14 protein-coding genes are annotated in these 18045 nt (G+C 62.0%); 9 read left to right on the top strand and 5 right to left on the bottom strand.

Translation table 11 applies throughout. The annotated features are described in order from the left end of the window. The first annotated feature begins 96 nt into the window (after positions 1-96). The 6 genes from glpA (at position 97) to ACJYUO_RS09625 (ending at position 7894) form a co-directional block, all read left to right on the top strand. Positions 97-1806, top strand: coding sequence for an anaerobic glycerol-3-phosphate dehydrogenase subunit GlpA (gene glpA, locus ACJYUO_RS09650; protein ID WP_494345160.1), 1710 nt, complete (start codon positions 97-99; stop codon positions 1804-1806). After that, the gene (gene glpB, locus ACJYUO_RS09645) at positions 1807-3111 is read left to right on the top strand and encodes a glycerol-3-phosphate dehydrogenase subunit GlpB (protein WP_494345159.1); all 1305 of its coding nucleotides are present in this window, start codon (positions 1807-1809) and stop codon (positions 3109-3111) included. Then, entirely contained in the window at positions 3108-3236 is a 129-nt protein-coding gene (locus ACJYUO_RS09640) for a hypothetical protein (protein WP_494345158.1), read from the top strand. The genes glpB and ACJYUO_RS09640 overlap by 4 nt, the downstream gene beginning before the upstream one ends. After that, positions 3233-4579 (top strand): anaerobic glycerol-3-phosphate dehydrogenase subunit C, encoded by a 1347-nt coding sequence (locus ACJYUO_RS09635; RefSeq protein WP_494345157.1) that lies wholly within the window; start codon positions 3233-3235, stop codon positions 4577-4579. Before ACJYUO_RS09640 ends, ACJYUO_RS09635 begins: the two co-directional genes overlap by 4 nt. Beyond that, positions 4579-5745, top strand: coding sequence for a Cdc6/Cdc18 family protein (locus ACJYUO_RS09630; RefSeq protein WP_494345156.1), 1167 nt, complete (start codon positions 4579-4581; stop codon positions 5743-5745). The genes ACJYUO_RS09635 and ACJYUO_RS09630 overlap by 1 nt, the downstream gene beginning before the upstream one ends. Before the next feature lie 67 nt (positions 5746-5812). Then, positions 5813-7894 (top strand): hypothetical protein, encoded by a 2082-nt coding sequence (locus ACJYUO_RS09625; protein ID WP_494345155.1) that lies wholly within the window; start codon positions 5813-5815, stop codon positions 7892-7894. A gap of 88 nt (positions 7895-7982) precedes the next feature. Here the strand turns inward: ACJYUO_RS09625 and ACJYUO_RS09620 are convergent, their stop codons facing one another. The 3 genes from ACJYUO_RS09620 to ACJYUO_RS09610 form a co-directional block, all read right to left on the bottom strand. Next, on the bottom strand, positions 7983-8114 hold the full coding sequence (locus tag ACJYUO_RS09620; RefSeq protein ID WP_494345154.1) for a DUF7503 family protein: 132 nt from the start codon (positions 8112-8114) through the stop codon (positions 7983-7985). Positions 8115-8235: 121 nt separating this feature from the next. After that, positions 8236-9174: a DUF368 domain-containing protein gene (locus ACJYUO_RS09615; protein ID WP_494345153.1), complete on the bottom strand. Its 939-nt coding sequence runs from the start codon at positions 9172-9174 to the stop codon at positions 8236-8238. Between the two features lie 99 nt (positions 9175-9273). Then, positions 9274-12201 (bottom strand): oligosaccharyl transferase, archaeosortase A system-associated, encoded by a 2928-nt coding sequence (locus ACJYUO_RS09610; protein WP_494345152.1) that lies wholly within the window; start codon positions 12199-12201, stop codon positions 9274-9276. A gap of 170 nt (positions 12202-12371) precedes the next feature. Here ACJYUO_RS09610 and aglG point away from each other — a divergent pair, with 170 nt between their 5' ends. After that, positions 12372-13310 carry a glucosyl-dolichyl phosphate glucuronosyltransferase gene (gene aglG, locus ACJYUO_RS09605; RefSeq protein ID WP_494345151.1) on the top strand — a complete coding sequence of 313 codons (939 nt, stop codon included), beginning with the start codon at positions 12372-12374 and terminating at the stop codon, positions 13308-13310. Positions 13311-13314: 4 nt separating this feature from the next. On the opposite strand, the gene ACJYUO_RS09600 is transcribed toward aglG, so the two are convergent. Further along, positions 13315-14190 (bottom strand): glycosyltransferase family 2 protein, encoded by an 876-nt coding sequence (locus ACJYUO_RS09600; protein WP_494345150.1) that lies wholly within the window; start codon positions 14188-14190, stop codon positions 13315-13317. Between the two features lie 52 nt (positions 14191-14242). On the opposite strand from ACJYUO_RS09600, the gene ACJYUO_RS09595 reads away from it, so the two are divergent. Further along, a complete protein-coding gene (locus tag ACJYUO_RS09595) occupies positions 14243-15448 on the top strand; it encodes a glycosyltransferase family 61 protein (protein WP_494345149.1) in 1206 nt (401 codons plus the stop codon). A 15-nt stretch (positions 15449-15463) separates the two neighbouring features. On the opposite strand, the gene ACJYUO_RS09590 is transcribed toward ACJYUO_RS09595, so the two are convergent. After that, positions 15464-16462 carry a hypothetical protein gene (locus ACJYUO_RS09590; RefSeq protein ID WP_494345148.1) on the bottom strand — a complete coding sequence of 333 codons (999 nt, stop codon included), beginning with the start codon at positions 16460-16462 and terminating at the stop codon, positions 15464-15466. A 141-nt stretch (positions 16463-16603) separates the two neighbouring features. On the opposite strand from ACJYUO_RS09590, the gene ACJYUO_RS09585 reads away from it, so the two are divergent. Next, positions 16604-18025 carry a sulfatase-like hydrolase/transferase gene (locus tag ACJYUO_RS09585; RefSeq protein ID WP_494345147.1) on the top strand — a complete coding sequence of 474 codons (1422 nt, stop codon included), beginning with the start codon at positions 16604-16606 and terminating at the stop codon, positions 18023-18025. Positions 18026-18045 lie beyond the last annotated feature (20 nt).

Genomic DNA, 18045 nt, shown 5'->3' with positions numbered 1-18045 from the left:
GCCCGAGCAAACTCTCCGAATTTGACCGATTGTTATGGGCGCTTTGTTTCCGTCGATAAAATAAAGATGCGGGTGGCCGTAGGGGTCAGTGACAGAATGGCACGCGATACTGCGGTCCTCGTCCTCGGCGGTGGCTCGACCGGGTGTGGCATCGCCCGCGATCTGGCGATGCGCGGCCTCGACGTCACGCTCGTCGAGCGGGGCAATCTCACCGACGGGACGACCGGACGGATGCACGGCCTGCTCCACAGCGGGGGGCGCTATGCCGTCTCCGACCAGGCCAGTGCGACGGAGTGTATCGAGGAAAACGAGATCCTCCGGGAGATCGCCGGCCACTGCGTCGAGGAGACCGGCGGGTTGTTCGTCCAGCGCCCCGAGGACTCGGACGACTACTTCCGCGAGAAACTCGAGGGCTGTCGCGAGTGCGGGATTCCCGCCCGCGTGCTCTCGGGGGCGGAAGCCCGCGAGGTCGAACCCTACCTCGCGGACGATGTCAAACGAGCGATCGAGGTCCCCGACGGGGCAGTCGATCCGTTCCGGCTCTGCGTGGCGAACGCGATCGACGCCGAGAACCACGGCGCGCGCGTCGAGACCCACGCCGAGGTGATCGACCTGCTGCGCGACGGCGACGACATCTACGGGGTCGAGGTGCGCCACGACTCCGGGCCGGGCAAGCGCACGCACGCCGCACCCGGCACGACCGAGGAGATCACCGCCGACTACGTCGTCAACGCGACCGGTGCGTGGGCCGGCCAGATCGGTGCGATGGCCGACCTCGAGATCGAAGTCCGGCCCTCGAAGGGCGTGATGACGATCATGAACGTCCGGCAGGTCGACACCGTGATCAACCGCTGCCGGCCGAAAGGCGACGCCGACATCATCGTCCCCCACGAGACGACGGCCATCCTCGGGACGACCGACGAGGAGGTCTCGGACCCGGACGACTACCCCGAAGCGGGATGGGAGGTCGACCAGATGATCGACACACTCTCCGACCTGGTGCCGATCCTCTCGGAAGCGCGAACCATCCGTTCGTTCTGGGGCGTTCGTCCGCTGTACGAACCGCCGGGAACCGGCACGCAGGATCCGACCGATATCACGCGTGACTTCTTCCTGCTCGATCACGCCGACCGCGACGGCGTCTCGGGGATGTCGAGTATCGTCGGCGGCAAATTCACCACCTACCGAGCGATGGCCGAGGAAATCTCGGACCACGTCTGCGAGAAACTGGGCGTAAACGCGACCTGTGCCACCGCCGACGAACCGCTCCCCGGCAGCGAGAACATCGACCGGATCGAGGCCGGGATGGACGACTTCGGGCTTCGCTCGCCGGTGGCCCGCCGGAGCAAGCAGCGACTCGGCAGTCGGGCGAGCGACGTGCTCGAGACCGACGAACCGAACCCGGTGATCTGCCAGTGCGAGGGGGTGACTCGGGCGGAGATCCGGGACGCCGTCTCGCAGTCCGGCTCGGACCTGAACGCGGTCCGCATCCGCACGCGGGCCTCGATGGGGAACTGTCAGGGCGGCTTCTGCTGTGGGAACATGGCGAGCGAACTCCACCCGACACACGACGAAGAAACTGCCCGTGAGGCGCTGGACGAACTCTTTCAGGAGCGCTGGAAGGGCGAGCGCCACGCCCTGTGGGGCGAACAGCTCTCTCAGGCGATGCTCAACTACGCGCTGCACGCGGCGACGATGAACCGGGATCGCGACCCTGCGAGTGCGAGCGAGGACGTCGACTTCGCGGCCTTCGACGGCGGCCGAATCGAGGGAGAGCGGGCCGACGGCTCCCGGGGGGCTCGCTGAATGGCCATCGAAGACGACGTCCTCGTCATCGGCGGCGGGCTCGCCGGCGCGACCGCCGCGCTCGCCGCCGCGGATCGGGGCGCGCAGGTGCGGCTCGTCTCGGCCAAACAGAGCACGCTCCGCCACGCCAGCGGACTGATCGACATACTGGGGTACGCGCCGGGGGGCGACGGCCCGCTCGCGGACCCGTTCGCGGCGCTCGAGGACCTGCCGGCCGGCCACCCCTACGAGCGGGTGGGGAGCGAGGCGGTCCGCGAAGCTCTCTCGTTTTTCGACGAAGTCGCCGGCAACGCCTACGAGGGGGGCCACACCGACGCGAACGCGCTCGTGCCGACCCACGGCGGCACGGTCAAGCCGACCGCGAGATATCCGGTCTCGACCGCCGACGGCCTCGCGAGCGACGACCGCGACGCGCTGCTCGTCGGCTTCGAGACGCTGCCGGACTTCGACGCGCCGCTTTCGGCCGCCCACCTCGAGGCCGCCGGCGCGCCCTTCGAGGCCCGCGGCGTCACGGTGCGGTTCCCCGGCATCGTCCGGGACGACGCGAAGATCACGCGGTACGCCCACCTGCTCGACCAGCCCGAAACGGTCCGAACCGACCGCGGCGAGATTACCGTTCGAGAAGCCCTCACCGCCGTCGTGGAACCGCACCTCGAGGGTGAACCCCGCGTCGGTTTCCCCGCCGTCCTCGGCGACGACCGCGCCGACGCGGTCAGGGCCGAACTCGGGGAGCGACTCGGCGTCGACGTCTTCGAGGTCCCGATGGGGCCGCCGAGCCTGCCCGGGATGCGACTCGAGGACTTGCTCTACGACGCGCTCGAGGAGCGGGGCGTCCGCGTGACTACCGGCGTTCCGGTGGTCGACTACGAGACTGCCGCGGACGGGGCGAACGCAAACGGTCCCCCGCGGATCGAGCACGTCATCGTCGACCGCAACGGGACCGAGATTCCCCACCGGGCCGACCAGTACGTGCTCGCGACCGGCGGACTGGTCGGCAAAGGGGTCGAGTCGGAGCGCGAACGGGTGTTCGAACCGATCTTCGACTGCCACGTTCCCCACGCCGCCGACCGCTACGACTGGTTCGTCGACGACGTCTTCGGCGACCAGCCCTACGCGCGCTTTGGCCTGCCGGTCGACCGCGACCTCCGGCCCCTCGACGCCGACGACGACCTCGAGTTCCCGAACCTGCGCGGGGCGGGCGCGGTACTCGGCGGCTACGACTTCGCGGCCGAGAAATCCGGTGCCGGCGTCTCGCTCTCGACGGGCTACGTCGCAGGCCGGCGCGCCGCGGAGGAGCGACGATGACCAGCACAGAGAGCGTGCGCGACTCGAGTCGCGGACTCGAGCGACGACAGGCGAGCGAACGGACTCGAGCGGGCGATACGACCGACGGCGGACACGGCGGACAACCGATTCAGGTGATTCGATGAGTGATGCAGAACAGCCGACTGACGAGGGTGTACCGGAAGACGACGACTTCGAGCCGATTCAGGTCTTTCCGGAGGCCGAGGAGATGGACCTGCGGCCGGGCGCGGACGACTGTTACAAGTGCTCGACGTGTGACACCAACTGTCCGGTCGCCGAGGTCGACGACGAGTTTCCCGGGCCGAAGTTCCAGGGGCCCGAGCAGTGGCGGCTCAAGCGACAGGACGATCAGGACATCGACGACTCGGTGATGAAGTGCTCGAACTGCATGCGCTGTGACAGCGCCTGCCCCTCCGACGTGCCCCTCTCGCAGATGCACAACACTGCTCGCGGCGAGTACGTCGAGGAACAGATGAACAAGTTCTCGCGGGAGTACGTCCGCAACCGAATCCTCGCGAACTACCGGCGACTCGCCCCGCTGGGGTCGATGTTCCCGCGGACGACGAACTTCGTGATGGGGCTCTCGGCGACCCAGTGGCTCGGCGAGAAGGTCCTCGGGATCACGAGCGAGCGGGACCTCCCCGAGTTCGCGACGGAGACGTTCCGCGAGTGGTGGACCGCACGCGGTGGCGCGCAGGTCCAGAACGAGGACAAGCGCATCGCCTACTTCCACGGCTGTTATTCGAACTACAACACGCCCGAAGTCGCGAAGGCGCTCGTGCGGGTCTACGAGCACCTCGGCTACGAGATCATGGTCCCCGACCAGCACTGCTCGGGGACCCCAATGTTCGCCAACGGGATGCTCGAGGACGCGCGCCGCTCGGCCGAGACGAACGTGCGCGAACTCGCCGCCGCGCTCGAGGACGGGGCGGACATCGTCGCCTCCTGTAGCTCCTGTTCGATGTCGCTCCGGCAGGAGTACCCCGAACTGTTCGACTTCGAGGGGACCGAAGACGTCGCCGAAAATACGTGGGACGCCGTCGAGTACCTCCGGGTTCACGAGGATCTCGACGCCGAACTCGAGAGAACCTCTGTCGGCGACGAGTTCGACGATTTCGCCTACCACGCGCCGTGTCACGCTCGGAATCAGGGGCTCGACGGCCAGACGCTGGAGGTCTTAGAACCCATTGACGGCGTCGAGGCCCACGACGTCGGCGACTCCTGTTCGGGGATTTCCGGCACATACGGCTGGAAAGCGGAGAACTACGAAACCTCCATGAAAATCGGGGACGAAATGGTCGACCACATGGAAGACGCGGACGCCGAAAGGGGGCTCACGGAGTGTCCGACCTGCTCGATGCAGATGGAACACGGTACCGGCTACGAGATCACGCACACCCTCGAGGTGCTCGAGGCGGCGCTGGTCGGGACGGCGGAGTCGACCGCGACGGGGGCGAACGCGCAGTAATGGACTTACAGGAGCGCATTGCTCGCCGTCGATCGGCACGACAGGGCCGGCGCGTCGTCGTCGACCGCGACCAGCTCAGCCCGGCCGTCCACCGACCGGAACCGGTCGGTCGCGGCCCCGTGTTAGAGCAGTTACTCGACGCCCTCGAGCCGGTTTTCGAGGGCGAGTTGCCGCCGCCAGTCGCGGTGGTCGGTCCGTCGGGGTCGGGTACGTCGGCCGTCGTCACCGCGCTGTTTGACGCCTTGAACGACCAGTTCGGCGGGTCGAGCCGGGCGATCGCCACGACGACGCGGGGTGGCAGTACCGACCCGGCCACGTGGTTCATCACCGTCGACGGGCGGCAGGTCGAGAGCGCGTTCGCGTTCTACCGAGCCGTGCTCTCGGGGGTCTCGAGCGAACGGGTTCCCGAGAGCGGCGTCGGCACCGACGACCTGCGCGAGCGCATCCGCGACCGGCTCGCCCGACCTGACCGGCGCGCGATCGTCGCGATCGACCACCACGACGAACCCGAGACGCTCGGCGTCGAGCGGGTCCGGCAACTGCTCGCGCCGGTCGCGGACAGCACCGCCACCGTCGCGGTCGGCCACCGGGAGCCCGATGACCATCAGGGACCGGCGATTACCGTCCCGCCCTACCGCGATCACGAACTCGTCGACGTGGTGACCGACCGCGCCTCGACGGGCCTCGCGGCGGGCGCGCTCGATCACGACGCCATCCGCAACCTCGCGGTCTGGGCTGCCGGGAACGCCCACGATGCGCTCGCGGCCCTGTTCGGCGCCGCCGTGCTTGCAAGCGAGGACGACGCCGAGCGGATCGAGCCCCGTCACCTCGAGACGGCTCGAGCGGACGTGCCGGACGACGGCGTCCACGTCGCTCGCCCGCTCGCTCTCTCGGAGACCCGCCAACAGGTGATACTGGGGCTCATCGAGATCGAATCGGCGGACCAGCCAATCCGAGAGATCGCGACCGCGATCGCCGATCGGTCGTCGTTGACCGACGGCACGGTCAAGCGATTTCTCTACGAGCTCGCGGACCGCGGCGTCATCGACCGCGTGCCGCTGCCGACCGCCGAGAACGGCAGCGGTCGGCGGCCGAGCACGGTCAAACCGCGGTTTCCGACGATTGCGTTCCGATCGCTAACTCCGACCGGGCCGCAGTCGCTATGAGCGGGCGGGCGGCCCACGGATGGACAATCTATTTTGTCGGCCCCCACCAACGGGTGTGTAACCGGGCATGACGATCGAGTTCATTGAGACGGCAGACGGGACGGGCCTCGAGGTATACGACTCGATCGAACAACGCCGCCTCCACATCGGGACACCGTCGCCGGTTTCGCCGGCCGTTCTCGAACCCGATCGCTTCTGCTTTCCGATCGATACGAAGTGTGCGATCGAGACGGACGCGCTCGTCTTCGACCAGTTGTACTCCGTCACTGTCCACGACAGCGACGGGCAAACGGAAGCCAGCCTCGATGCCGGGGAAACGGTCCGGCTCGAGGAGCGGCCCCAGTTCGTCGGGCTGAGCGGACCGATCAGACTGTACTGTCGGATCGACGCCGCCGGCACTATCGATATCGGACTCACGTCGATCCGGATCGCATTCGAGGAGGCGACCGACATCGAACTCGGCGCTCGGTCGCCCCACGACCGACCCGCGGCCACCATCACGACGCCCTCCGACGTCGAATCGATGATGGAGGCCGTGTCGGCGCTTCCGTCGGCGCTGAAGACAACCTCGCCCGAGCGGACGTGGCCGACGCTGCGCGGCCATCCGCCGCTGATCGAACTCGGCGACCGGCTTCGGATTCCCGACGCCGTCGACCGATCGGACGACGATGACGACGTCGTCCTCACCGTCCCGCCGGACCGCAGTGCCCTCTACCAGGCCGCACCGCTCGGATTCTTCCTCGGCGCGACGATTCGACCGGGCCCGGAACCAACCCTCGAGACGCCGCGGTTCGAACACGCCCTGACCGCCGAGCGCTCGCTCGAAGACGAAGTCGCCAGGCTGCTCAAGCGGTTTTTCTTCCTCGACTGTCTGACGCGGACGGAGGGCATCTACCGCTACGAACTCCACGAACGGCGGCTGCTCGAGGACGAACTACCCTACGATCTCGCGGAGATATACGCGGCCGACCTTCCGGAACGGCTCGATCGGTATCTCGATGTTCCCTACGAACAACTCGCATCACACATGCCTCGGTGGCCGCTGACGGCACACGTGCCAGCGGACCCCGACACCGTCGAGTTGTTGCCGTTTATCGTCAACGAACTCGGCGTCGTCCGCGACGTACGCGGCAAGTCGCCCGAAACGGTCCCCGACTCCGGCGGCGCAGCGGGGCTGGTTCGCTCCGCGAGTCAGACCCGCGACTCGTCGCCGACGCCGCGGCCCGACCGATCGTTCGTCGTCCCCGACATCACGGACGAATCCGTCGAGCACGCTTGGTTCGGTGACGACATCCCCCAGCAGGCCTCGAAAGCGACCCTCGAGGCGTACCGAAACCAACTCGAGCGCGATACCAGAAACGAGTCGATCGAGATCCTGCTCGTCTGTAACGACGCGCGGATGATAAGCGAACACGACGCGCTCGATAACGTCTACGGCAACCGAGAGGTCCTGCCGTTCGAAATCCACTCGGAGTTCGGTATTACTACGGACCGCCTCGCCGACCTGCTGACCGAGGGCAGCTACGACTTCTTTCACTACATCGGTCACGCGACCGAGGACGGCATCCGCTGTCCCGACGGCGACCTCGACGTGCGCTCGCTCTCGTCGGTCGATCTGGGCGTCTTTTTCCTGAACGCCTGTCGCTCGTACGAACAGGGGGTGGCGCTCACCCGACGCGGCGCGTTCGGCGGCGTCAGCACGTACACCGACATCGTCAACGACCGAGCGGTCGAGGCCGGCGAGACCATGGCGCGATTGCTCAACTGGGGATTCCCGCTCCGTGCCGCACTCGAGATCGCTCGGACGAACTCGTCGCTCGGCGAACAGTATCTCATTGTCGGGGACGGCTCGGCGGATATCGCCCAGTCCGACGGAGGCGCGCCGTCGGTCGTGGAACTCGAACGGTGTGCGGACGGACAGTTCGATTTCGCGATCCAGTCGTACTCCACCAAAGAGTTCAAACTGGGTACGGCGACGGAATCGACGCTCCCATCTGTCGCAGACCGCCATCTCAGCCCCGGTCACACGTCCTTCTCGCGAGTCGATACGGCCGCAGTCCAGGAGTTCCTGACGTGGAACGAGGCGGCGATTCGTCTCGATGGGCGGTTACAGTGGAACGACGGGATCGGCACACCGACGTTAGAATGATCGATATCGCCGGCTAATACCGGTATCGGGCGACGTCAGCGACTGTTTTCCGAAACGCTACAACGGTTATTTCTCAACAGTTTCAGCGTTACGGTCCAATTTGGGACGAACTCACTGCGACGGCCGAGCCAGCCTGACTGAGCAGGACGAACATGGTGAACAGGCCGCCGATTATTCGTGGGTGCTGTGCGAGGTAGTCTGCGATGTTGTCTTTCGACATTACATACCAATGGTGGTGGCCGATGGAAATAAATTTATCTTATACTTACATATAGTAAATGTTATGAACCAACGGTCGGTCAACCGACCGGGAAGCCGCCCGAAACGCCGTCTTCGAGCTTTCAATCGGAACCAGCGTATTCGAGATCTGTCGTGTATCGATCGACGACCACAACGGCGGTGGCACCGAGAACGCCCGTGACGACCGCAGTTGCGGGGCGTTCGGCCGGCAGCGCGCCGAGGTTCGCCGTCACTTCGACGATCGGCAGCCGAAGCGCGCCGACCATCAAACTCACGAGAAACGCAAGCGTCGTCGCCCGATAGCGCTCGAGGGCACGTCGCACGGCGTGTGCCATCGTAAACAGTCCGACAACCGCCCCGAGCGCGAAGAGCGCGATCACCGTTCCGGTCTCGAGGACCGGAGCGATCCCGTCGCCCTCGAGCAGGCTGACCACCGCGTCGACGAACGCGCTTACCGTCCCCGTAATGTACTCGTACTGGCCGAGTATCAGCAAGAAGAGCGAGCCGGAGACGCCGGGGAGGATCATCGCACAGACGGCCACGGCACCCGCCAGCACGATCATCGCCGGTCCGTGTGATACGCCAGTTTGTGTCAGACCTGTCACCGCAGCGGCGAGGGCGATCCCGACAGCGGAGACAGCGATACGGCGGCCGGTCCACCGTTCGATCTCACCGTAGAGAACGAGCGCTGATGCGGCGATCAGCCCGAAAAAGAAACCGTAGGTCGGGACCGGATACTCGGTCACCGCGGTGTAGAGTACCTCCGACAGAACGACGATCGCCGTCCCGATTCCCAATCCGAGTGCCAGCAGAAACGTCGCATCGATGCGCTCGAGTTCCGCGCGGAACGCCGCCCGTTCGGCCGGTTGAGTGACCCGTAGCGCCGACCGGAACGCCCGCGGGTCGATCGCCGTGATCGCTCGGATCAACCGATCGTAGATGCCGAGGATCAGCGCGATCGTCGCTCCCGAGACGCCGGGGACCACGTCTGCCGACCCCATCGAGAACCCCTTGAGATACACGACGAGAAACTCCCGCATTCCTCGAGACGTATTCCGGATCCGGTCAAAAGAGTTCCCACTTCGTCCGTCTGCAAACCGATCGCGTGACTCGAGTGGCGACGAGTCAGTTCGACAGGCTTAGTGAGCCGGCTCGGCTGCGACCGGCGTAAGCGACGCGGACGTGTCGTTGTTCGCCGTTCCGTCGTCGGTCGATCCGGAGTCGCCGGATTGCGTTTCACTTTCGTTGCCGGTCGACTCGTTGCCGGCGGTCTCGTTGTCCGCCGGTTCTTCGGACTCGACTTCCTCGAGGGAGACATCGTCGACCGTCTCGCCGTTCACGACCGCCGTTTCGGGAACGTCCGTCTGTCCCCTGTACTGGACGGCCGGGAAGCCCTGTTCGCCGGGTGCGATGACGCTGACGGTGTAGTCGCCGGTTGCCTCGACGCTGCTGTTCGTGTAGCCGTCGTCGACGCTGAGTTCGTCGTTCGTCGCGTACGGCACCGTCAGCTCGTAGCTACCGTCGGCCGCCACGTCGGTTCGCTGGGTGTAGTTGAACGTTCGATCGGTACTGGTCTCGAGTTCGACTGACGCCGCGACCGTCGCATTGTCGATATCGTTCACGCTTCCCTCATCGATCGAGCCCGTGATCGTCGCCCCGTCGACGCGCTCGTAGGTCTTGACCCCGGCGGCCTGCTTCTGGTCGAAGATTTCGACGTCGTACTCCGAGTACTGCTGGATCTGTTGGAGTTGGGCCTGTGTCTGCTGATTCCAGGCTCGATTGATCCCCACTTGGGGCTGTCCGTTCTCGTCGAGCAGGACCTGATCGGTCTGGGGATCGACGATCGCGTAACTGACGTACGCCGACGCTCGGATGTCGTTCTCGTGGACGAGGCGATAGTGCTCCATCCCCGTGGCGTCGTCGAAGTACAGCGACGACAGCATCGTGTCGTCGTACGGGACGTCGCTGAACGTGCTGGCGAGTTCGTCGCGCGAGATCTGTTGGCCCGCCTCGTAATCTTCGGGGGTGACGTAATGGTTATAGCTCGGACCCGTCCACCGCGTGATCGCGCCGAACTTCCCGCCGGCCATCTGGTCGTCGATCATCACGTACCGCATCTCCTCACCGGTCTCGTTGCCGTCGACGGCCGTCCGGAGCTCATCGTTGGATTGTTCCGAGACGGATTCGCCCGCAGCGATCGCATCGAGGATCAGCTCTCCCCGTTGCTCGGACTCGGCAGTCAGGAACGCCGAGGACGATCGCGCGTTCTGCTGGAACGGGTTAGAGTGGGGTATCCGCTCGCCTTGTGTCGTTATCAGGTGGCCGTAGTCCCACCACGACATGACGCCGTACGCGCCATCAGGATACTCGTAGTTGCCGTCCCCGGGAGTATACGTCCCGTAATAATCGAGTTCGCTGGCGTTATTCGCACCGCCGTAGTTCCCCGGTGCGGGCGTGTTGTCCTGTAGCCATTCGTTCGACCCCTCCCAGAGGATCGCGTTGCCGCTCGGTTGTGCGCCTTCCGTACTCTCCCACGCGGTCGCCGACGCCAGCGGCGGCAGTAACGGTGCGAACAGGAGCAAGACGACCAGCACGACGACGATGACCTGATAGGTCTCGATCGATCGGAGCGACTCGAGGCTCCCCGTGAGATCGAGGTCGAAAAGCTGGACGAGTTCCGCGACGAACGCGGCGTTGACGACCGCGACCGCGAGCATGAGATAGTACGAGAAGCGGACCTGCGTCGCCGACATACTGATCAGGAACAGCGACCAGACGATGACGAGCGTGTGCTCGGCGCGGAGCTTCCGGCCGAGCAGCGGCCGGATCGCGAGGAAGGCGAGTCCGGCGAGCATCGTGTAGAACGCGCTCCCGAACTCTCGGAAGACGCTATCGAAGTAATTCTCCGGTGGCTGAGCCTCCTGAATGGTGAGATCTGTTGTTGCCCCGCCGAAGGGTAACATGCGTCGCGTCGCGTTACCGATGATCGTATCGAACAGACTGGGGAGGGCGAGCCACATTACCACCAGCGCCGCGCCGATGAGGCCGCCGATCGCAAGGGGGTAATACCGCCGCTCGAGGCCGCGGTTGTTCCACTGGCGGGCGAGCCACGCCATGAAGACACAGCCGACGGCCACGAGGAGAGCGGTAAGCGGCTGGAGGAGTCCGAAGCTCGTCGAACTCGTGCTCCCAGGTTGCTCTATTAGGAGCACCGTCAGAATCGTAGTTACACCGAGACTGACCGCGCCCACGAAGGCGACGTGGTCCGGCGAGACGCCGCGCAGGTAGTCGAGACAGAGTTGAACGGTGAAGAAGACGCCGAGGATACCGATCAGCAGGACGGCCGACGGCCAGACCCAGATGTAAAGCGTGAGTGCAAGCCCGGCGAGTCCGCTGTAGAGCGCCGGCGTTCGGAGCGTCTCCCAGTCTCTGTCGACGACCAGTTCGTAGATCGGCTTGTCGCGTTCGGCCACGGTGAGCGCGACCATCATCGAGAGGACCGCGATCGCCATGAACAGGACCTCGCCGACGTGGTGGTCGAGTTGGCCGACCGTCGACCGCGAGAGGAACTGCCCCTTCGCGAGCGCGAGGACGAGCACGGAGACGATCCCGCCGAGCGTGCCGCCGAGTCGTCGACCGGCGTAGAAGACCGGAATCGCCACGAGCGCGGCCATGACCGGAATCGCGAGCAGCGAAACCGCGTACAGCGTCTCGGTCGACGGATCGCCGAGCCCGACGATCATCGCCGCGGTGACGATGAGCTGGTCGAACAGCGTGCCGAACTGGCCGACGTAGTTTCCGGTCGGGAACCCGGTCCAGACCTCGTAGGGCATCGTCTGGGGGTAGTTCTCGGCAGTCCAGCTGATTGTCCGCCAGTGATACCACGAGTCGACACCCGCCAGCGCGGGCGTTCCGTCCTCGGTCACGAACTGGTCGTACGCCTGGGTCCGCAACCAGACCATAAACAGCATCACGAGCCCGAGAACGGGGAGGTGATACCAGTCTCGGACCGACTCGAGGAGGGAGGTCTCGGTCCCATCCTCGATGTGTTCTGTGTCGGTACTCATTAGCTTGCACCAGACCCAAGCCAAGAATAAGTCTTGTTATATACTCGTCAGTGTTTGATATCCCGTCGTCGAACGGGGCCGATCCGCAGACATTCAGCGACCTGTTCCCTCGCGCCAACGGCTCGTGTGAACGAAAAAGCTTATTCAGGCCTCACCGAAATCCGTCTCCGATGAAGGTCTCCGTCGTCATCTGTACGTACGCGATGGATCGCTACGACGTCTTTTCGGAGTGCGTCGATAGCGTCCTCGCACAGACGTACGACCAGCTTGAGGTCGTGATCGTCGTCGACGGCAACGAACCGGTCTTCGAACGCGTCCAAGAGGACTACGGTGGCCTCGACGATGTCGTTCTCCACTGCAACGACGAGAATCACGGCATCTCGTACAGTCGAACGCGCGGTGCTGAAATCGCGACCGGAGACGTGGTCGCGTTTATCGATGACGACGCCGTCGCCGAGGACGATTGGGTGGCCGAACTGGCTCGAGTCTACGACGAAACGGATGCGATTGCGGTTGGTGGCGACGTCGTACCTGAGTGGGTAACGGAGAAACCTGACTTCTTTCCGGAGGAGTTCTACTGGCTCGTCGGCTGTGTAGAGCCCGGGTTCGCCGAAGATAGAGAAGAAGTCCGAAACACGTACGGATCGAACATATCATACCGCCGGCCAGTATTCTTGGCGGTCGGCGGCTACGATCCCAATACGGGTAGGAAAGGAGACCAACACCTCCAAGCCCACGAAGCACCGGTCGGTATCCGGTTACTAGAGCATTACGGCAAAGGGATGGTTTTCACCGAGGACGCGGTCGTTCATCACAAGTTATTCGACTACCGCGGGGACTTTCAGTGGCTCGTATTCCGCTCGTTCTGGCAAGGGTACTCGAAGCGAATAATGGATCTCCTCTATCCGAACGCTCCCGATGACAAGGGAGACTATCTGAAGCAGTTACTAACACACTTCATTCCGAGACGAATTCGTGGTTTGGTTCGATCACCGTCGACGTTCGGAGCGAAACAGTTGATATCGATCGTTCTCTTCACGGGAGCCGTTGGACTCGGTTACCTATATGCGATGCTAACGCCGAATCTTGTCGAAAAGGCAAACGCGTAGCCATTTATTCTGCACCGAACAGAAATTCGTAGTAGTAGCCGAATCCACGACACGCTAGCATCGCTATTGAAAGTATCGTGAACGCTACGCGCGTTGAGACGGTGTCCGGTTCGTCATCATCGTCGTTACTCCCTGAACCGGTCGGCGTCGGTGGAATCCCTGGCCGGCCATATCGATCCGGGTAGTATCGCTGTTTCTGACAGAACCCGCGACCGACTCGGAAGTTTTTCTTCGCAATCGATTCGAGCGATGTCCGTGCAGGATGACTGACAGTGGCATCTCCTGTATATCCTTGCTCGTAACCCGTGGCTGCGACTCGGTGTCCGAACTCGATGTCTCCACCCGAAATCAGACGGCTATCGAACGTGCCAACATCCTCGAATACTTCGTACCGGACGAGGAGCGCACACGTCGGCGCGTAATTCTCTTCCCGTAGATACGCTTGCACCGGGAATCCGGTTCGAGAATTGTACCGGCCAACGATCGTATCGGCCTCGAGAGTTAGCCTAACGGCACAGCCGAGGTACGACACGTCTTGTTCTTCCTTTGCTTTAAGCGCCGTCTCCAGCCAGTTCTCGTCGACGGTTTCGTCCGCGTCTAAAAACGCGATGATGTCTCCGGCCGCGTGCTCGAGACCAGTGTTTCTTGCAGCGTACGAACTCTGGACATCCGTTTCGGTGTATCCGGATACCACGTCGGGATATTCTGATTCGAAGGCGTCAATAACTGCTGGTGTTTCGTCCGTCGAGTCGTTATCGACGACGAGAATTTCGAATTCCGGGGCACCTTGCTGATTCGTTAGTGATTCCAGCGTGTCATAGAGGCCATCCGGATCGTTGTAAACTGGGATAATAACCGTAGCGAGAGGAGACGACGGCATACAAGACGGCTATATCCCGGTGCTGTTAAAAGCGTTCCTGATAGTACTCTCAATGAAGATGGAGCTCAGTAACGTCCCGGGTCGTGCGGTCCGCAAGGTTCGGAAGGACGGAGCAGCGGAATTCATCTCCGAGGGGCGTGATCTTCTGGTCAATGATATTCTCCTCTATAAAACCGTATACAAGAAAATTCTCGAAAACCGGGTAGATATACTATACCGCGATGACGTACGCAATCGTTCGGAATGTTACGAATACGAAGGGTACAACGGACCGATGCGACTCAAAGGACCAACCGGGTTCCGGGGACTCGATACCCCCGAGCAGTACGAACCAGGAGACAGATTCGTCTGCGAGTTCCCGGATGCGACGCTACTCGGTCCCGTCGGTCCCGGTCTCACTGCGGATGGAACAATTATCGCTGACACCGTCGGAACGCCGCCGCTCACACAGCGGCGAACCGGTGTTACTATCGCACGGTCGATATCGGAAAACGGAGCCCGTCGAACGCTTGATGCACTCCGCGGTGAAGCAGACCCGGATCAGCGATTCGATACGGCCGCGTTTGCCGTCCCACCATGGAGCAACTACTACCATTGGACCGCAGAATGTCTCATGCGCGTTCGCCTCCTCGAGCGGTATGGCTCCGAAACCGGGATGTATCCAACGCTGCTCGTGCCAGATGACTGCTCGAGTTGGATGAAAGAATCTCTCGATATCATCGATTATACCGGGGACATCGCCAGTTTTGGCGGTGGGATCGCAAAGGTAAATTCGTTAGTCGTCCCAACATTTCCTGACCCAACTCCCGAAGAATGTTTCTGGATGCGTAATCGGATGCGAGACGGTACCGTACACGACCAGAGTCCTGGCGAGGAATGGAGTAAGCGAATTTATATCGCGCGCGGCGATGCGACGGTTCGCCGCGTCTCGAACAGAGACACGATTCAACGTGTATTAGACGACTACAACGTCGATACGTATCTCCTCGGAGAGTTGAGCGTCCGGGAGCAGATCGACCTGTTCCATCATGCTGAAGTTGTCGTTGGACCCCACGGTGCAGGACTGACAAACATTCTGTACAGTGATGATCTTACAGTGATCGAACTGTTTGGAGACAAGACGATGGCTACCTTTGACCGGCTGGCGGCGAACATGGATCACGAATACCAGTACGTTCAGTGTGAGCAGGTCGGCGTTGACATTCGTGTTGATACCGACACGCTCGAGGAAAGGCTCCAGACTGCGATTAGAACGTAGACGGTACCGGTAACGCTACAGATACCCCAGATCTTCTAATCGCTCTTCGGCGGTCGCCGTCTCGGTAGTCGACTGTGGTGCTGGGGCGCGAGGTTCATACTCGCCGGTATCCTCAGCGGTCGTCTCGGCCCACGGGACGGTTCGCATACAGGGTAGCGGACAACCGATAACGTGTCGGTAGAAGCTATACTCACCGAACGCCTCCCCGTGGTCTGCCGTGATGACGACATCGTCGGCATCTACGTTGTTAAGTAAGACTTCAACTTCATCGAGCACGAGGCGAAGATTCTCTATATACTCCTCCCACGTCTCATCGTGATCGACGTGTCCCGCCCTGAGTGCATCAAACGGTTCCTGCAGGTCGGGTTCGTCAGCCAGCGGATAGGGGTCATGTGGATACATGTAGTGGACGATTAGCCGACCAGGACTGCGACTCCGGTCTGCTGCAATTGCGCGGTCGGTCGTATAGCGTGGATGAACTCGAGTTCCATCTCCACTCCCGACCATCCACTCAGTAGAGTCGTCAAATTCCGCTCGCCAGAGTTCCTCCAGATAACCCACGTCTCCAGGACTGACGACATCGTACTCGGATGGACCGAACGGCATCGCCGCATGTCCCGTATCACCGCCATTACCGAGTACCCGATCCGTATATCCGTTCCCGGTCACGTAGGCGATATTCTGAATGTCGTCCCGATATTCGTCGTCAAAGGTATGGTTCATCCATTCGAAAGACGTACTCCCGACGGAGGTTATCGAGTCATCGACAGTCAGAAACTCGTACTCGTCGGCGACTTCTCGTAACGCATCAACACGACAGGCGTCGAGAATGATGAGTGCGTCCCACTCACGTTCAAAAATGTTGGTTCCGTATGGGTACCACTTCGTGATGCTCAGAAGGAACGCAACGTAGATATAATAGATCGGTCGTACAACGCGTGACAACAGCGGTTTATCGGTATCCCGGAAATTCGATATGCTCTGGGAGAGCCATTTTGTGAAGCTAACTGTCATTAGTGAAGCAGTGATTTGTACCTCTTTATCACTAACGAAGTATTCTCGATGTGTACTACGTCTGTATCTCTGTGTCTAATTCGCTGATGTGTATATTCCACTTACCGAAGTATACAAATATGCCCGTCCGAACCCATACGTATGGATCAGCCGAACGTTCTTCTCGTTATTCTCGATAGTGTTCGTGCCCAGAACGTGGGCCATCTTGGCTATCCACAGGACACGACACCAGGTCTGGACGAGTTTGCAAACCGGTCGACAACCTATACAACTGCGAAATCACCTGGCATTCACAGCATATCGAGTCACGTCAGTATTTTTACCGGATATCACGTGGCCGAGCATCGGGCTACGTCGCATAGCACGAATTTAGCGTCCGGACACACGGTTTGGGAAGAACTAGCTGCCAACGGGTACCGGACTGGACTGTTCACACCAAACGCGATTGTCTCTGAATCCTCGAACCTTTCGACGTTCTTCACCCACGTTTCGGGACCGAAACGTGATGAATTAATATTTCCGGATGCACTCGGCCCGGAACACGTTTCGGGAACTCCGAGTTACATCGAGTACATCCGTGCGTGTCTCGAGAGCGAGTCACCAGTTAAAGCCATCGTAAACGGGCTCTCGAGGGAGTTCGGTAATTCGAGCGCGGCACACGATCCGGAGAGAGAACACGGCGGGGAATACGTCAGGGAGTTCCTCGAGTGGCAAGAGTCGGACGGCGGCCCGTGGGCTGCATGTATCAATCTCATGGACGCCCACTATCCGTACTTACCACAGGAGGAGTACGACCGATGGGGCGGAGACGTTCTCCAGGACCTCCACCGAGAGGCAATGGGCGGGCCGCTGACGACCCAATATCTCGGCGACCGACCGTTCTGGGAACTCGAGGCGTGTACGAGTCTATACGACGACTGCATTAGGCAAGCCGACGCGTACCTCGCCGAGCTACTCGATCGACTCGAGGCGACGAACGAGCTCGAGGACACGTTGGTAGTCGTGACGAGCGATCACGGGGAAGGGTTCGGAGAGTACAGCGTCGTAAACGACGCAGTACGCCTGATCGACCACAGTTGGGGGATCGGTGACGAACTCGCTCACGTTCCCTTGGTAGTCAACTACCCCGGACAGACGGCAGGTGAAACTGTAACTGAGCCCGCATCGTTGACTCGGTTCCCCTCGGTCGTGAAAAGCGTTATCGACGGTGAGAGAGGTAGTTTCGTTCCGGACGAGGGCTATGCGATCACGAGTTCGTATCGACTCGAGGAACCGGCAGCGGAGTTCCCGTTGCCGGAAAGCGAGCGGGAACCGTACTTCGGGCCGTGGCATGCAGTCTGCCACGAAAAAGGTGACAGAACGGTAGTTGACGCCATCCGTCGTGAGGATCACGTTCGATTCGAATCGACGATGCGCGATCAACGAGCGGCGAGGGCACTCGCAGACCGGGAATTCGTCGAATCATCCGTCAAAGCCCTAGAGCAAGTTGACGTAACGGAAGCTGACGGAAATATCGATGCCGAAGTGGAGCAGCGATTACACGAACTCGGCTACAAGGCATAGTGAGGGGCTAAAACCGAGTA

It is taken from the genome of Natrinema sp. CRL1 (assembly GCF_059162405.1).
Note: the sequence above shows the minus strand (reverse complement) of the source record. Positions and strands in the feature narration are given on the sequence as shown.